Genomic DNA, 14,714 nt, shown 5'->3' with positions numbered 1-14,714 from the left:
TGATGAACTGGAAAATAGATAGGAGAAGAGACAAATGGAAGAAAGAATTACAGGAACAACAAAATTATTTTCGGTGATCGGATCACCGGTGGCACATTCTGCATCCCCGGCGCTGCAGAATTTCGGACTGAAAGCATGCGGAGTCGACGGGGCTTATCTGGCATTTGATATTAAAGAGGATCAGGTGGCAGATTTTGTGAAAACAATGCGTCTTTTGGATATACAAGGATGTAATGTAACCATGCCGGATAAAACGGCGGCAGCGCAAAATATGGATGAACTGTCCCCGGCTTCTGAGTTGATTGGGGCTGTCAACACCATTGTGAATCGGAATGGAAAGCTGTATGGACATATTACAGACGGGGAAGGTTTTGTTGCCAATTTAAAGGATCATGGGGTTAGCGTTGAAAACAAAAATCTTGTATTATTTGGTGCGGGGGGAGCTGCTACGGCTATTTTGGTACAGTGTGCGCTGGACGGAGCAAAATCTATCACGGTGTTTAATCCGAGAGATTCTTTCTTTGAGAGAGCTGAGAAACTTCATGAAAAAGTTCGCGAGAAGGTTTCGGCATGTAAGATTGAATTGTATGATTTGGATGCGAAAGAAGTGATGCGTGAAAGACTTGATGAGGCAGACATTTTGGTGAACGGAACGATGCTTGGAATGAAACCGAAAGAAGATACGACTGTGATCACAGATACCTCCATGTTTCATGAAGGACTGGTTGTAGCGGATGCAGTATATAATCCGGAAGAGACCAGATTGTTAAGAGAAGCAAAAGAGCATGGATGTGTTGCAATTCCGGGAAAAGGAATGTTATTGTGGCAGGGAATCGCTTCTTTTAAGCTATTTACAGGAAAAGATATGCCGGTAGAGGGAGCGAAAAAGTTATTTTTCGGGGAAAAATAGAAAAACCAAAAAAGAGAAAACCAAAAAGACCAGTTTCACAATTTGCTGATTCTGGTCTTTCTTTATTTCATTCTTGCAGAAAAATTAAGATATATTTTTTAGTACATTCCAAAGCTCAGAGCAAAAGCAATGAGTACGGCGATTGGTCCGGTGATAAGTCTGGAAAATAACATTGCCGGAACTCCGTAATTTACTGTATCATCTTCAGCTTCTGCCAGGGTTAACGCAACAGGGACAAAGTCACATCCAACTTGTGAGTTAATAGCGAATAGGGCAGGCAGAGAATATGCCAAAGGAATTGTACCTTTTCCGATTTCGACACCTAAAAGAACTCCGATGACCTGAGCAATTACAGCGCCTGGTCCGAGGACAGGCGATAAAAAAGGAATTGCACAAAAAACAGACAATGCGAGCAATCCCGGAAGACTTCCGGCAAGAGGTTTAATGGTATTTGCCAGAACATTTCCAATACCGGAGTAATTAATGATACCAACAATGATGCTGACAAAGATCATAAATGGAAGTATGTTCTTCAATACAACGTCTAAAGTATCACGACCCGCCTGATAAAAAACATTGACAATACTTCCGATTCCACGTCCGATGGACGTCATAAAGCCGACAATTCCTTTCTGATTGTTTTCTTTCAAAGGAGTGTGGGGATCTGACTGTGAAGAAATATGAGAGGATTCTTCTGAGACTTTGCTTTCTGTAGGTACTGCAGCATCTGCTTCGTCATCCAGAAAGACATTTTCTTCTTTTACTCCGGATACAAAATTCTCCTGTGTGATATATTTCGCGAGCGGACCGGATGGTGAAATCGGATGGATATCAATGGTTTTGACACCCATTTTAGGATATACACCACAACGAAGGGTTCCGCCACAATCAACAACCGCAATGATCATAGTTTCAGGCTCTACTTTATTATTAAATGCATCAACAACAGGAACCTCTAAAAGATCTGCAATCTTTTGGGCTAAAGGATGAATTGTTCCACCGGTTACTGATGCGACGACCTTTTGAGTAGAAGTTTCACTGATGGTAAGGGGACCACCCCATCCGTTTGTTCCACGAGTAATTTTAACAACTGGCTTTTTCATATGTACATCCTCCTATTTTTGTTTTTTTTCACGATTCATTAATTTTCTTGTGACAAACTCAGTGATGTTTCCACGAATAAAAATGACAATAATACCAACAAGAAGATAACGGACGGCTAACGGTGTCGTTGACTGACCGAGTGTGGTAATACCTGAAGCAATTCCTGTCCATACAAATAATTCCGCGGGGTTGGCATGAGGAAACAGACCGGTCAAAGGATGTGCAATTGAAAAAGCCGAATCAATAAAAGCAGGTTTTTCTTCCTCTTCTACAAATCGACCAATGGTGTATGCCATTGGGTTTGTAAGGAAAAACATAGCCATAACGGGAAGCAATGTATATCTTAGAAGACGAAATCGGGTTAATTTTTTAGAGAAATTCATAACCTTTTCTTCACCGACCAGACTGATTAAGGCATTAATGAAAGTTAACAAAACTAATACATTTGGCAAGATACCGGTGATTAAAGAAACCAAATTTGTGCCGCCGGCAGAAACAATACCGGTGAATCCCTCTGCGATTTTTACAACAAAATTCATAGATAATCCTCCTAAATATTTAAAAGATCATAGTTAAGTGGCTCTTTGTTCTAAAGTAGATGTAAGAGCAAGAGCCTGTTGACTGTTAATTAACTTCATAAATCAAAACCACTAATTTCCTCCTTTCTACTAAAAATTCATCAAATGTTGGACTTATTTTAGCGATAATGGATGAAATAAGTCAATGAAAATGGGTATATTGGAACATATTCTACAAAAAGATGTATTGGAAATAAAACAAGTTGCTGAAAATATGTCATTTGTTCCAATGTAAATCAAAAGATTGACAAAAAATTTTCAGAAAGATATTTTAAGTACATAGCAACAAGAAGCAGTACAGAAAGAGGTGCAAACATGAAAACAAAGGCAATTCGTTTATATGGAGTTAAGGATTTAAGATTGGATACATTTGATCTTCCGGAATTAAAGGATGATGAAATTCTTGTAAAGATCATTACGGATAGTGTGTGTATGTCTACATATAAGTTGTGTCAGCAGGGAGAAAAACATAAACGAGCATCCAGGGATTTAAAAAATCATCCTGCGATCGTAGGGCATGAGATGTCAGGAATTATTGTTAAGGTTGGGGAACAGTGGAAAGAAAAATACAAAGAAGGAATGAAATTTACAATTCAACCGGATATGAATTATCATGGAAAAACACTAACTCCGGGATATTATTATGAATTTTGTGGTGGGGATAGTACATACAGCATTCTTCCCAAAGAAGTTATGGAACTGGATTGTTTAATACCATTTGAAGGAGACTCCTTCTTCGAGGCATCATTATCAGAACCTGCTGCGTGCATAGCTGCCGGATATAGAAGAATGTATCACACATCAAAACAAAACCATGAACATACGATGGAAGTAAAAAAAGACGGTTACCAGATTGTTTTGGGGGCATGTGGACCAATGGGGTTAGAATGTGTTGATTATGGACTTCAGATGAAGGATGGAGCAAGAATGATCGTAGCGGTTGATGTCACTGAGGAACGATTAGCTCGAGCAGAGAAAGTATTAATTCCAAGAAATACATATAATAAGCAATTGAAATTTGTAAATGGAAAAGACGAGAAATTAATTGAAAATTTAATGGAACTAACAAATGGTCATGGATTTGACGATGTATTTGTATATGCACCGGTTCAAGCATTGATTGAAGAAGCAGATCAATTACTTGCAGAGGATGGCTGCCTGAATTTCTTTGCAGGACCTATTGATAAAGAATTATCTGCAAGTATTAATTTTTATAATGTACATTATTCAAGAACACATACAGTGGGGTTTACAGGAAGTACAAAAGATGACTTGATCGATACACTCCGTTTGATGGAGGAGGGAATTATTCAGCCAACAGTTATGGTAACGCATATTGGTGGATTAGAGAGTGCGATTGATGCCACCTTGAATCTTCCAAAGATTCCGGGTGGAAAGAAAATGATTTACACTCAGATTAACCTGCCATTAACAGCAATTGATGATTTTGAAGAATTAGGAAAAGAAGATCCATTGTTTGAAAAATTAGCAGCTTCCTGTAAAAATCATCAGGGATGTTGGAATGCAGAAGCAGAGAAAATCTTATTGAATCACTTTAACGTAGATTTAACAAAATAGCAGAAAAGGAGATAGTATATGTTAGTTACATTAAAAGAATTATTAGAAGATGCGAAAAAACAGAAAAAAGCAGTAGGAGCATTTAATGGAACAACGTTAGAGGCGATTCGCGGGACAATAAAAGCAGCGGAAGAATTAAATTGTCCGGTAATCTTACAACATGCTCAAAGTCATGATGATATTATAAGTCTAGATGAGATTGGGCCGATTCTTTTGTACTACGCCAAAAGGGCAAAAGTGCCGGTTGCGGTACATCTGGATCACGGAAGCAGTTTTGAGCGATGTGTACAGGCGATTCGCCTTGGGTTTACGTCTGTTATGTATGATGCATCTGCGAAAGATTTTGAAACAAATATGAAAGAAACAAAAGAAATCGTAAAAATTGCACACGCAGCAGGTGTGAGTGTAGAAGCTGAACTTGGACATGTATTTACTTCAAAATTAGTTGTGGGGGAAGGATCGGTGCAGGATCAGCAAGAAGATTATGAAAATTTTGATGATATTTATACAGATCCGGATATGGCAAAAAAATTTGTTGATGAGACAAATGTTGATTGTCTGGCAATTGCGTTTGGAACAACGCATGGTGTATATTTAACAGAACCTGAATTAGATCTTGACAGAGTGAAGAAAATCAGGAATACTATAAAAATACCATTGGTCATGCACGGGGGATCAGGTGTTTCGGATGCAGACTATAAGGTGGCAATTGAAAATGGGATTTGCAAGGTGAATTACTATACCTATATGAATACTACTGCCGGACAGGCATCAAGTGAATATTGGAAACAGGATCATCCTTTCTTTTACGATCAGATGTCGTTATATGCAACAGATCGATTGAAAGAAGATGTTCAACGGGCTATGAGAGTTTTTCAGAGAATTTAGGAGAGAAAAATGAGTGGTACAGAAGATGTTCGAGTTATGATAGAAATTGCACATATGTATTATGATGAACAATTAACACAGCAGCAAATCGCAAAAAAAATGTGTATGAGTCGTTCTTTGGTTTCGAAGCTTCTGATAAAAGCTCGCAAAGAAGGAATTGTAGAAATAACGATTAAAGATAAAAACCTGTATCCTCATCGCGGGTTGGAAAAAAAGATCGAACAGCTTTTTGGAATAAATGACGTCTTTATTGTTGATACATTCAATAGCAGAGCTCCACGTAAAAAAATAGCTGTTGAAACCAGTAAATATTTGGCAAGAAAAATATCTAAAGCGAAATATATTGCGGTTGCAGCAGGAAGAATGACAAGAGAAATAGCACTGAATTTTACAACATCGTTCCCTTTAACCGGGACGGTGTTTGTTCCCATGTCAGGAGGATTAGGGGAAGAGCGTTGGGAGATTCAAGCAAATAATGTATGCAAGTATTTTGCACATAATTCCGGAGCAAAAAGTGAACAGCTTCATGCGCCGATTATGGTAGATAGTATAATGGCAAGGGAAATTTTAATGAAACAACACTTTATAAAGAATGTTTTGGACAAAGCGAGGAATGCCGATATTGCAATTGTAGGAGTTGGAAATGCGCGGCAATATTTTGAACTGACCGAAAACTATCTTTTGGAGTCCGGACAAGAAGAGAAAAATATGGATATGATCAAGGGTGATATTTCTTATAATTATTATGACAATGAAGGAAAGTTAATAGAGTGCAACTGGAATAAACAGCTGATCGGGATTGAATTGGATGAATTATTAGAAATACCAGAAGTTATTTGTATCGCCACAGAACAAGAAAAAGTGGAAAGTATTTATGTTGCGGTTAAGAATGAGCTGATTACATCATTAATAACAAATGTAGAGATTGCTAATGAATTGATAGAATTGTGCAACAAAGAAGATCATAAAATAAAATGATCCGCATATTTAAATTTGCTCCTGCATATACTTTAACAGTCTATCCAAGGAGGATGTTATGGATCAATTTAATGTATATAAGGATATGAAAGCAAGAACCAACGGAGAAATTTACATCGGCGTTGTGGGACCGGTTCGGACGGGAAAAAGTACTTTTATCAAACGTTTTATGAATCTTATGGTGCTTCCCAATATGGAAGATGATCATGAGAGGAATCGTGCCAATGATGAACTTCCACAGTCCTCAAGCGGTAAAACCATTATGACAACGGAACCGAAGTTTGTTCCAAATGAAGCAGTTTCCATTCAGGTGGAAGACGAAATCGATTTAAGCGTCCGCCTGATTGACTGTGTTGGGTATATGGTAGATGGAGCAACAGGGCACATGGAAGGGGAAGAAGAAAGACTGGTAAAGACCCCGTGGTTTGATTATGAAATTCCTTTTACCAAAGCGGCGGCGATCGGAACGAAAAAAGTTATTACAGAACACTCCACGATTGGCGTGGTTGTAACTTGTGACGGATCGTTTGGTGAAATTGAGGCAAAACAATATGAGAAACCGGAGATGGAGACCATTCATCAATTAAAGACGTTAAAAAAGCCATTTGTTGTACTTCTGAACACAGTACATCCGTACTCAGAAGAAACAAAAAATCTGGCAAGAGAAAAAGAGGAGCAATATCATACAAAGGTTTTGCCCATGAATTTGGAGCAGCTGAAAAAAGAAGATGTGTATTTCATTCTGAAAAGTGTATTGATGGAATTCCCAATTTCATCCATTGGGTTTTATGTTCCGAGATGGACGGAAACTTTATCAAAAGAACATCCCCTGAAAAAGGAATTGCTGGAAACTGCAAGGGAAATTATCAATCAGAAGTCAACCATGAAAGATGTTTATGAAAAAAATGAGACAGAGACAGATCATGGGTACATAAAAAACTGGAAATTAGATACGGTTGCAATGGATACAGGAGAGGTAACCATACAGGTAACGGTGGATGACTCGTATTATTATGAATTTTTAAGCGATACCATTGGATTTCAGATTCAAAATGAATATGAGTTTATTAAAATCATGCGGGAACTGGCACAGAAGAAAAAAGAGTATGAGGAGGTTGGAGAGGCTTTGAATGCAGTGAAGCAGAGAGGGTATGGCGTTGTGACGCCGACAAAAGAGGATATAATCTTGGAAGAGCCGAGAATTGTCAAACATGGAAATAAATATGGTGTAAAAATTAAAGCGAGTGCTCCGTCCATCCATATGATTCGTGCAAATATTTCAACGGAAATTGCTCCAATTGTGGGGGAGGAATATCAGGCAAAAGATCTGATGGAATATATCGAAAAGGGATCTGGAGAACCCGGAGAGAGCATGTGGGATGTGAACATTTTCGGAAAAACACTGGAGCAGCTTGTCGGGGATGGAATGCAGAGCAAAGCTTTGAAAATGACAGAAGAGAGCCAGCAAAAACTGCAGGATACTATGGAGAAAATTGTAAATGAAAGTAATGGAGGACTGGTTTGCATCATTATTTGAGATTGTTGACAAATCTATAAAAAAAGAATATACTTTGATAGACAAAGAATGTCAGCAAAAACGGTAAAACAGAGAGAAACGATTAAGATAAATGGAGTAATTATGGCTGTAAAAATATTAGGAACAGGAAGTTATCTTCCGGAAAAATTAGTGACCAATGACGATCTTGCAAAAGTGATGGAAACAAGCGATGAATGGATTTCATCAAGAACCGGTATTCGTAGTAGACATATATCGGTTCAGGATACAACCACTTCCATGGCAGTCAAAGCGGCAAAGATTGCGTTGGAGAATGCAGGCGTCATGCCGGAAGAGCTGGATCATATTTTTGTGGCTACTTTGTCGGGAGATCATGCAACTCCAAGTACTTCCTGTGAACTGCAAAAGGAAATCGGAGCAGTTCATGCAGTCTGCATGGATTTGAATGCAGCATGTTCCGGTTTTGTATACGGTCTGAATACAGCGATTGCCTATGCGAAAGCAGGAATGGGAAAGAAAATGCTGGTGATGGGGGTTGAGACGTTATCCAAGATTCTTGACTGGAACGACCGCAGTACCAGTGTCTTGTTTGGCGACGGTGCAGGCTGTGTGATCGTGGAAGCGGATGATTCAAGAAAAATTTATATTGATGCAGGTTCTGACGGGGGAAAAGGAGATGTTTTAACATGTGATGAACGTCACCTAAATAATTTCCTTGTTCAGGATCAGGAACCGATGAAACAAGTCATGATGGATGGTCAGGAAGTGTTTAAATTTGCAGTGAGAACGGTGCCGAAGAGCATTGATCAGGTGTTAAAATCGGCAGGGGTAAAGAAGGATGAAATCAAATACTATGTCCTTCATCAGGCAAATCGGCGGATTATTGAATCTGCTGCAAAACGGTTAAAAGAACCTATGGAAAAGTTCCCGATCAATGTAGATCGGTGTGCCAATACGTCCTCAGCAACTATTCCGATTTTATTGGATGAGATGAATAAAAAAGGAATGCTCAGTTCAGGTGATAACATTGTGCTCAGTGGATTCGGCGGTGGATTGACTTGGGGGTCCATACTTCTTCAATGGTAATTTTAGTAAAATAGGATTTTTGGAATATAGTCAGCTTCCTTGGCATACAATAGAAGTTGGCTATTTTTTTTGGCAAAAATATGCTATAATGAAAAGATAAGTACAGGAGGTACATATGGAATTACAATTGTGGAGAGAAATACTTACCCCATATGAATTGGCAGTTGATGAATTAATTCTTAAATTCCGCCATATTATTCAGGAATATCGCGGAGCAGGAAGATATTCGCCAATTGAGCAGGTGGACGGGAGAGTCAAAACCATTTCGAGCATTTTAGATAAAATGCAACGAAAAAAAATTAATGTAAATAATGTGGAAGCTGAATTGGAAGATATTGCGGGGGTACGATTGATCTGTCAATTTGTGGAAGATATTGATAAAGTATTGGAAATAATCGAGGGACGGTCTGATATGGAAATTAAAAGTCGGAAAGACTATATTTCCCAGTCCAAAGACAGTGGATATCGAAGTTACCATGTGATTATTTATTATGAAGTCAATACGATTTACGGAGCGAAGAAAATTCAGGCAGAGATCCAAATCCGCACACTTGCCATGAACTTTTGGGCAACAGTGGAGCATTCCCTCCAATACAAATACAAAGGTAATATTCCGTCCCATGTAACGGATAAACTTCTTGCGGCATCGGATGCAATTGATGTTTTGGATCATGAAATGTCAAGTGTTCGGGATGAGATTATGGATGCACAGAACTCATTTCGCAAAAAATCAAATCTTGTGTCTGAGATTCTCCATACCATGCAGAATCTTTATAAAGTTGCCAATAAGCATGAAGTGATTAAGATTCAGGATGAATTTTATAAAATATATGAAACAGGAGATATGGAGCGCTTAGAGCACTTTAACAAACAGCTGGATATTATAGCGGAAGGTTATCGTGCACAGAGCATTTCTTAGGAGATATATGAAGTTACCAATACAATTTGAAGAGAAGATGAGACGTCTGTTGGGCGATGATTTTGCAGAATATGAACAACATTTAGAGGATCTTGCGTTTTATGGGATTCGAGTGAATACCTTAAAAATTACAGTGGAAGAGTTTTTGAAAATATGTCCTTTCCATGTGACGAAGGTTCCATGGACGGAGAATGGATTTTATGTAGATCGGGAGGAAAAGCCTTCCAAGCATCCATACTATCATGCAGGATTATATTATATTCAGGAGCCAAGTGCTATGACTCCGGCAGCTTATCTCCCGGTAGAGCCGGGAGACAGAGTTTTGGATCTATGTGCGGCTCCGGGAGGAAAATCGACGGAACTTGGGGCAAAGCTCAGGGGACAGGGAGTTTTGTTTTCCAATGATGTAAGTATTTCAAGAACCAAAGCTCTGATTCGCAATCTTGAGATGTTCGGAATCCGAAACAGTGTGGTGCTTTGTACGGAAGCAAGATTTTTAGTGCCTTCCCTGACCGGATATTTTGATAAAATTTTAGTGGATGCTCCGTGCTCCGGCGAAGGAATGTTCCGAAAAGGAAATCAGGAAATTAAGAATTGGCAGCAAAAGGGAAGCGAACCATATGCAAAGCTTCAAAAAGAGATTGTAGAGGATGCGGTGAAGCTTTTGCGGCCAGGGGGAATGCTATTGTATTCTACCTGTACCTTTTCCCCGGAAGAAAATGAACAGGTTATAGAATATTTATTGGAAAAAAATGAAGATCTCTCTCTTGTACCTATGAAAATGTGTGAAGGGTTTGACTGCGGACACCCGGAATGGGCGCTGCATCAAAGACCGGAAATAAAAAATTGTATTCGGCTCTGGCCACATAAAATAAAGGGGGAGGGGCATTTTCTTGCGCTGTTAAAAAAAGCGGAAGGAAAGGAACCTTCTTTTTCCGTGGAAAAGGTCAGAAAACCGAAGCTTACAGTGGAAACGGAAGAATTTTTTCAAAAATGCAAGATGGAAATTCATTGGGAGCATGTGAGAGAGCATCAGGGAAAGTTATTTTATTTACCGGTGGATTTACCGGAATTGAGAGGGGTTCGTGTATTAAGAAAAGGGCTGTTTTTAGGAGAAATGAAAAAAGGGCGGTTTGAACCGAGTCAGTCTCTTGCGGCAGCGCTTTTCCCCGATGAATTTACACCATATGTATCGTTGGATGCCAAAGAAGATGCAATTCGATATTTGAAATGTGAAACTCTCCAGGCAGAGACAGAGACAGAGGGGATTCATTTGATTGGCACAAAGGAGTTTCCTCTGGGATGGGCAAAAATTCAAAAAGGAAAAATGAAAAATAAATATGCATCCAGTTGGAGATGGCTGTAATGGGAAAGAAAATACGCTTGGATAAATTTCTGTGTGAAAGTCTGAATCTTTCAAGGAGAGAAGCAAAGGAACAGATCAAAAAGGGACATGTGACGGTCAATGGACAAGAGGAAAGGAAGCCGGAATGTAAAGTGGATGCTGCCCGAGATCTGATTTTCTATGACGATCATCGACTGCTTTTTGAAGAATTTCATTATCTTATGCTACATAAACCGGCAGGTGTGGTATCGGCAACCAAGGATTCCCGGGACTCAACAGTTTTGGACTTGATTTCAGAGCCGTGGAAAGACCGGTTATTTCCGGTAGGCCGTCTGGATAAAGATACGGAAGGTCTTCTTTTGCTGACCGACGACGGACAGCTTGCCCATGAGTTGTTGTCTCCGAGAAAGCATGTGACAAAAGTTTATTATGCAAAAGTTGCAGGGAAAATCCCGGAAACGGCGAAGAACGCATTTCGACAGGGAATTTCCATTGGAAATGGTGAAACTGCCAGAGAAGCAGAACTTGAAATTTTAACAGCTGGAGAAGCGGAATCAGAAGTTCTCATTACGATTACAGAGGGGAAATTTCATCAAGTAAAACGGATGGTGGCTGCGGTTGGCAGCCGGGTATTATATTTGAAACGGTTGTCGATGGGAATGCTTTGTCTGGATGAACAGCTCCCGATCGGCGGGTACCGCGCACTGACAAAAGAAGAAATCAACCAATTAAAGGAGTCGGAACATGTTGAAAAATAAGACATCGGTGATCTTTGATCTGGATGGAACGTTAGTAGATTCTATGTGGATATGGAGAGAAATTGATCTGCGTTTTCTTGGACAATACGGTCTTAAAGTACCCAAAGGACTAAATGATAAGCTGGAAGGGTACAGTTTTCATGAAACGGCAGTTTATTTCAAAGAGCATTTTGAGCTGCCTTTGAGTACAGAGGAAATCATGGATACGTGGAATCAAATGGCGGCAGAGCTTTATATACACGAAATTCCATTGAAACGAGGAGTAAGGGAATTTCTCACACTTTTGAAGGGGAGAAATATGAAACTGGGAATTGCAACCAGTAATTCCAGGGAACTGACAAAAGCGTGTTTAGAATCCAGAGGAATTTTGGATGCATTTGATGATATATGTACCTCAGACGAAGTGCAGCGGGGGAAACCGCAGCCGGATGTATACCTTTATGCCGCCGAGGCCATTGGCGCAAAGCCGGAGGAGACTCTGGTTTTTGAAGATATCCCCTATGGTATGCTGGCAGGAAAGCGTGCCGGGATGACCGTTTGTGCCGTAAATGACCGGTATTCCAAGGAGGCAATGGAGGAAAAATTACAGATTGCGGATTATTATATTGACGACTATTTCGATGTATTAAACGGAACTTATCGGAAATTAGGTTGAGAGGAAAGGCTGGGAAATGAAGAAAATTGCAGTGGTAACCGGAGCATCCTCCGGTATGGGAAGAGCATTTGCTTGTCAAATTGCAGAAAAATACCCGATTTTAGAAGAAATTTGGGTGATTGCCAGAAAAAAAGAAGCGATTCGTGAACTTCAAAAGGAAATTCCCTACAAGAAACTTCGCCCGTTTTTTTTAGATTTAAGAGAAGATTCCAGTTTTGAGATTTTAAAGCAAACACTCAAAGAGGAACAGGTCAGAGTGGGAATTTTAGTTAATGCTTCGGGGGTGGGAATTTCCGGGAAATTTCAAACGCTGGGAGAAAATGAAATTTGTGAGATGATTGATGTAAATTGCAGAGCACTTACAAGAATAACACATCTGATGCTGCCTTATTTGGGGAAAGGATCTTATATCTATCAGTTTGCCTCAGCGGCGGCTTTTGCGCCCCAGCCGGGATTTGCGGTCTATGCTGCAAGCAAATCCTATGTTTTGAGTTTTGCAATGGCATTGAGACGGGAGGTAAAATCCAGAGGGATTCATGTAACTGCAGTTTGTCCGGGACCGGTGGATACAGCTTTTTTTCATCGGGCTTATGTCCATGAAGAAATGAAATTTTATAAAAAATTAGTTATGGCTGATCCACAAAAGGTTGTGAAAAAAGCTTTGAAGGACGGAAGGAATAAGCAAAGCATTTCTGTTTATGGATGGACAATGAAGGCAGTGAGAATTTTATGCAAGATCATCCCGGCAGAGTGGATTGTAAGAATCGTTGGATAGGGTCTAAAATGAGAGAAATAAAAATCACAGAGAAAGAAAAAGGACAGCGTCTGGATAAACTTCTGATGAAATATTTAAATCAGGCACCAAAGAGTTTTGTCTATAAAATGCTTCGGAAAAAAAACATTAAGTTAAACGCCAAGAAAGCGTCAGGAAATGAGAAACTTTCTGTCGGAGATCTGATTTCTGTTTATTTATCAGAAGAAACGATAGAAAAATTTCGAGAAGAAAAAATAGTTGAGAAACAGAAAATCAAATTGGATATTCTTTATGAAGATCAGAACGTTTTGATTATAAACAAACCGTGGGGCGTGTTGTCTCAGAAATCGAAACCAGACGATCTTTCCATCAATGATCAAATCATTCCTTATGTGCTCTCCAAAGGCCTTTTGACGCAAAAAGAGCTGCAGGTTGTACAGCCATCCATTTGTAATCGTTTGGACCGCAATACTACGGGCATTATTCTTTGTGGGATTACCATAGAAGGTCTTCAGACGATTTCCTCTATGCTCAAAGATCGAACCATTGATAAATATTATGAATGCATTGTGAAGGGGTGCATCCGAGAGTCGCAAAGTATTTCGGGGTATTTAGTGAAAGATGATAAATTAAATAAAGTAAGAATTTCTTCAGAAAAGCACGGGCAGGGCAATAAAATCGAGACATTTTATGAACCGATCCTGTTTCATAAGGGATTTACGCTGCTTCGGGTCAAACTGATTACGGGGAAAACCCACCAGATTCGGGCGCACCTTGCAAGCATCGGACATCCTTTGGTTGGAGATTTTAAATACGGGGACCGGCAGTTGAATCAAAAAGTAAAACAGCAATTTGGACTGAAGGATCAGCTTCTTCACTGTCGGAAGGTGGTGTTTCCACAAAACATGAACATGTGCCGTGAATTGTCGGGAAAAGTGATCGAAGCGCCTCTTCCTGAGCGGTTTCAAAAAATAAAGGAAGGATTGTTAGGGAGAATATAATGGATCAATGGAATACAAAGGGGCTGCGGGGTTCCGTTTTAGAGGAACTGGTGAATTATACCAATGAAAAGTACAGACAGCAAAAGCTGGCGTTGGTACAGAAAATTCCCACATCCATTAAACCGGTTCGATTTGACAAAGCCACAAGGCACATTACGCTTGCTTATTTTGACCAAAAAAGTACTGTAGATTATATTGGAGTGGTGCAGGGAGTTCCCATATGTTTTGATGCAAAGGAATGTGCCAAAGATATTTTTCCGCTTCAAAATATTCATGAACATCAAATTGAATTTATGCGTCAATTTGAAGAGCAGGGAGGGGTCAGCTTTCTTTTAATTTATTTTACAAGTCGTCATGCGTGCTATTTTATGTCATTTGAGGAAGTGATGCGGTTTTGGGAGAGGGCACAGACGGGAGGCATAAAACATTTTAAATATGAAGAATTGGATCTAGGATATTTTGTTTCTTTGAAACAGGGCATGATTCTTCATTATCTGGAATGTCTGCAGAAGGTATTGGTAAAACGGCAGAAGTAACGTTGGTTTTTGGCGGAAAACATTGACGAAGTACATAGATTCGCGTATAATAAATAAGATTTGAAAAAATAGAACCTGTAAATGACAGAGCAACAGGATGGAAAAGGA

Annotated in this window: 15 protein-coding genes; 13 read left to right on the top strand and 2 right to left on the bottom strand. The window is 39.5% G+C overall.

Annotated features, from left to right (window positions below):
• The first annotated feature begins 34 nt into the window (after positions 1 to 34).
• Positions 35 to 910 (top strand): shikimate dehydrogenase, encoded by an 876-nt coding sequence (gene aroE, locus AC27EF_RS09040; RefSeq protein WP_487110426.1) that lies wholly within the window; start codon positions 35 to 37, stop codon positions 908 to 910.
• A gap of 98 nt (positions 911 to 1,008) precedes the next feature.
• Here the strand turns inward: aroE and srlE are convergent, their stop codons facing one another.
• Together srlE and srlA are read right to left on the bottom strand one after the other, a co-directional pair.
• Positions 1,009 to 2,013 carry a PTS glucitol/sorbitol transporter subunit IIB gene (gene srlE / locus AC27EF_RS09035; protein WP_487110425.1) on the bottom strand — a complete coding sequence of 335 codons (1,005 nt, stop codon included), beginning with the start codon at positions 2,011 to 2,013 and terminating at the stop codon, positions 1,009 to 1,011.
• A gap of 12 nt (positions 2,014 to 2,025) precedes the next feature.
• Positions 2,026 to 2,553, bottom strand: a complete 528-nt coding sequence (gene srlA / locus AC27EF_RS09030; protein ID WP_487110424.1) for a PTS glucitol/sorbitol transporter subunit IIC — start codon at positions 2,551 to 2,553, stop codon at positions 2,026 to 2,028.
• 354 nt (positions 2,554 to 2,907) lie between these two features.
• Here srlA and AC27EF_RS09025 point away from each other — a divergent pair, with 354 nt between their 5' ends.
• From AC27EF_RS09025 to AC27EF_RS08970, 12 genes are all read left to right on the top strand, one after another.
• Positions 2,908 to 4,170: a zinc-binding dehydrogenase gene (locus tag AC27EF_RS09025; protein ID WP_487110423.1), complete on the top strand. Its 1,263-nt coding sequence runs from the start codon at positions 2,908 to 2,910 to the stop codon at positions 4,168 to 4,170.
• 18 nt (positions 4,171 to 4,188) lie between these two features.
• Positions 4,189 to 5,058, top strand: coding sequence for a class II fructose-bisphosphate aldolase (locus AC27EF_RS09020; protein WP_487110422.1), 870 nt, complete (start codon positions 4,189 to 4,191; stop codon positions 5,056 to 5,058).
• 9 nt (positions 5,059 to 5,067) lie between these two features.
• A complete protein-coding gene (locus AC27EF_RS09015; protein WP_487110421.1) occupies positions 5,068 to 6,036 on the top strand; it encodes a sugar-binding transcriptional regulator in 969 nt (322 codons plus the stop codon).
• 58 nt (positions 6,037 to 6,094) lie between these two features.
• Positions 6,095 to 7,573 (top strand): stage IV sporulation protein A, encoded by a 1,479-nt coding sequence (gene spoIVA / locus AC27EF_RS09010; protein WP_487110420.1) that lies wholly within the window; start codon positions 6,095 to 6,097, stop codon positions 7,571 to 7,573.
• Positions 7,574 to 7,675: 102 nt separating this feature from the next.
• Positions 7,676 to 8,638 carry a beta-ketoacyl-ACP synthase III gene (locus tag AC27EF_RS09005; protein WP_487110419.1) on the top strand — a complete coding sequence of 321 codons (963 nt, stop codon included), beginning with the start codon at positions 7,676 to 7,678 and terminating at the stop codon, positions 8,636 to 8,638.
• 115 nt (positions 8,639 to 8,753) lie between these two features.
• Entirely contained in the window at positions 8,754 to 9,557 is an 804-nt protein-coding gene (locus AC27EF_RS09000; RefSeq protein WP_487110418.1) for a GTP pyrophosphokinase, read from the top strand.
• A 7-nt stretch (positions 9,558 to 9,564) separates the two neighbouring features.
• Positions 9,565 to 10,923: an RsmB/NOP family class I SAM-dependent RNA methyltransferase gene (locus AC27EF_RS08995; RefSeq protein WP_487110417.1), complete on the top strand. Its 1,359-nt coding sequence runs from the start codon at positions 9,565 to 9,567 to the stop codon at positions 10,921 to 10,923.
• Positions 10,914 to 11,660: a pseudouridine synthase gene (locus tag AC27EF_RS08990; RefSeq protein WP_487110416.1), complete on the top strand. Its 747-nt coding sequence runs from the start codon at positions 10,914 to 10,916 to the stop codon at positions 11,658 to 11,660. Before AC27EF_RS08995 ends, AC27EF_RS08990 begins: the two co-directional genes overlap by 10 nt.
• Positions 11,647 to 12,315 (top strand): HAD family hydrolase, encoded by a 669-nt coding sequence (locus AC27EF_RS08985; protein ID WP_487110415.1) that lies wholly within the window; start codon positions 11,647 to 11,649, stop codon positions 12,313 to 12,315. The genes AC27EF_RS08990 and AC27EF_RS08985 overlap by 14 nt, the downstream gene beginning before the upstream one ends.
• A gap of 16 nt (positions 12,316 to 12,331) precedes the next feature.
• A complete protein-coding gene (locus tag AC27EF_RS08980) occupies positions 12,332 to 13,090 on the top strand; it encodes an SDR family NAD(P)-dependent oxidoreductase (RefSeq protein WP_487110414.1) in 759 nt (252 codons plus the stop codon).
• 8 nt (positions 13,091 to 13,098) lie between these two features.
• On the top strand, positions 13,099 to 14,070 hold the full coding sequence (locus AC27EF_RS08975) for an RluA family pseudouridine synthase (protein ID WP_487110413.1): 972 nt from the start codon (positions 13,099 to 13,101) through the stop codon (positions 14,068 to 14,070).
• A complete protein-coding gene (locus AC27EF_RS08970; RefSeq protein ID WP_487110412.1) occupies positions 14,070 to 14,606 on the top strand; it encodes a Holliday junction resolvase RecU in 537 nt (178 codons plus the stop codon). Before AC27EF_RS08975 ends, AC27EF_RS08970 begins: the two co-directional genes overlap by 1 nt.
• Positions 14,607 to 14,714 lie beyond the last annotated feature (108 nt).

This window comes from Anaerostipes stercorihominis (assembly GCF_057535655.1).
The sequence above is the reverse complement of the archived record's forward strand: the minus strand, read 5'-3'. Positions and strand labels throughout refer to the sequence as shown.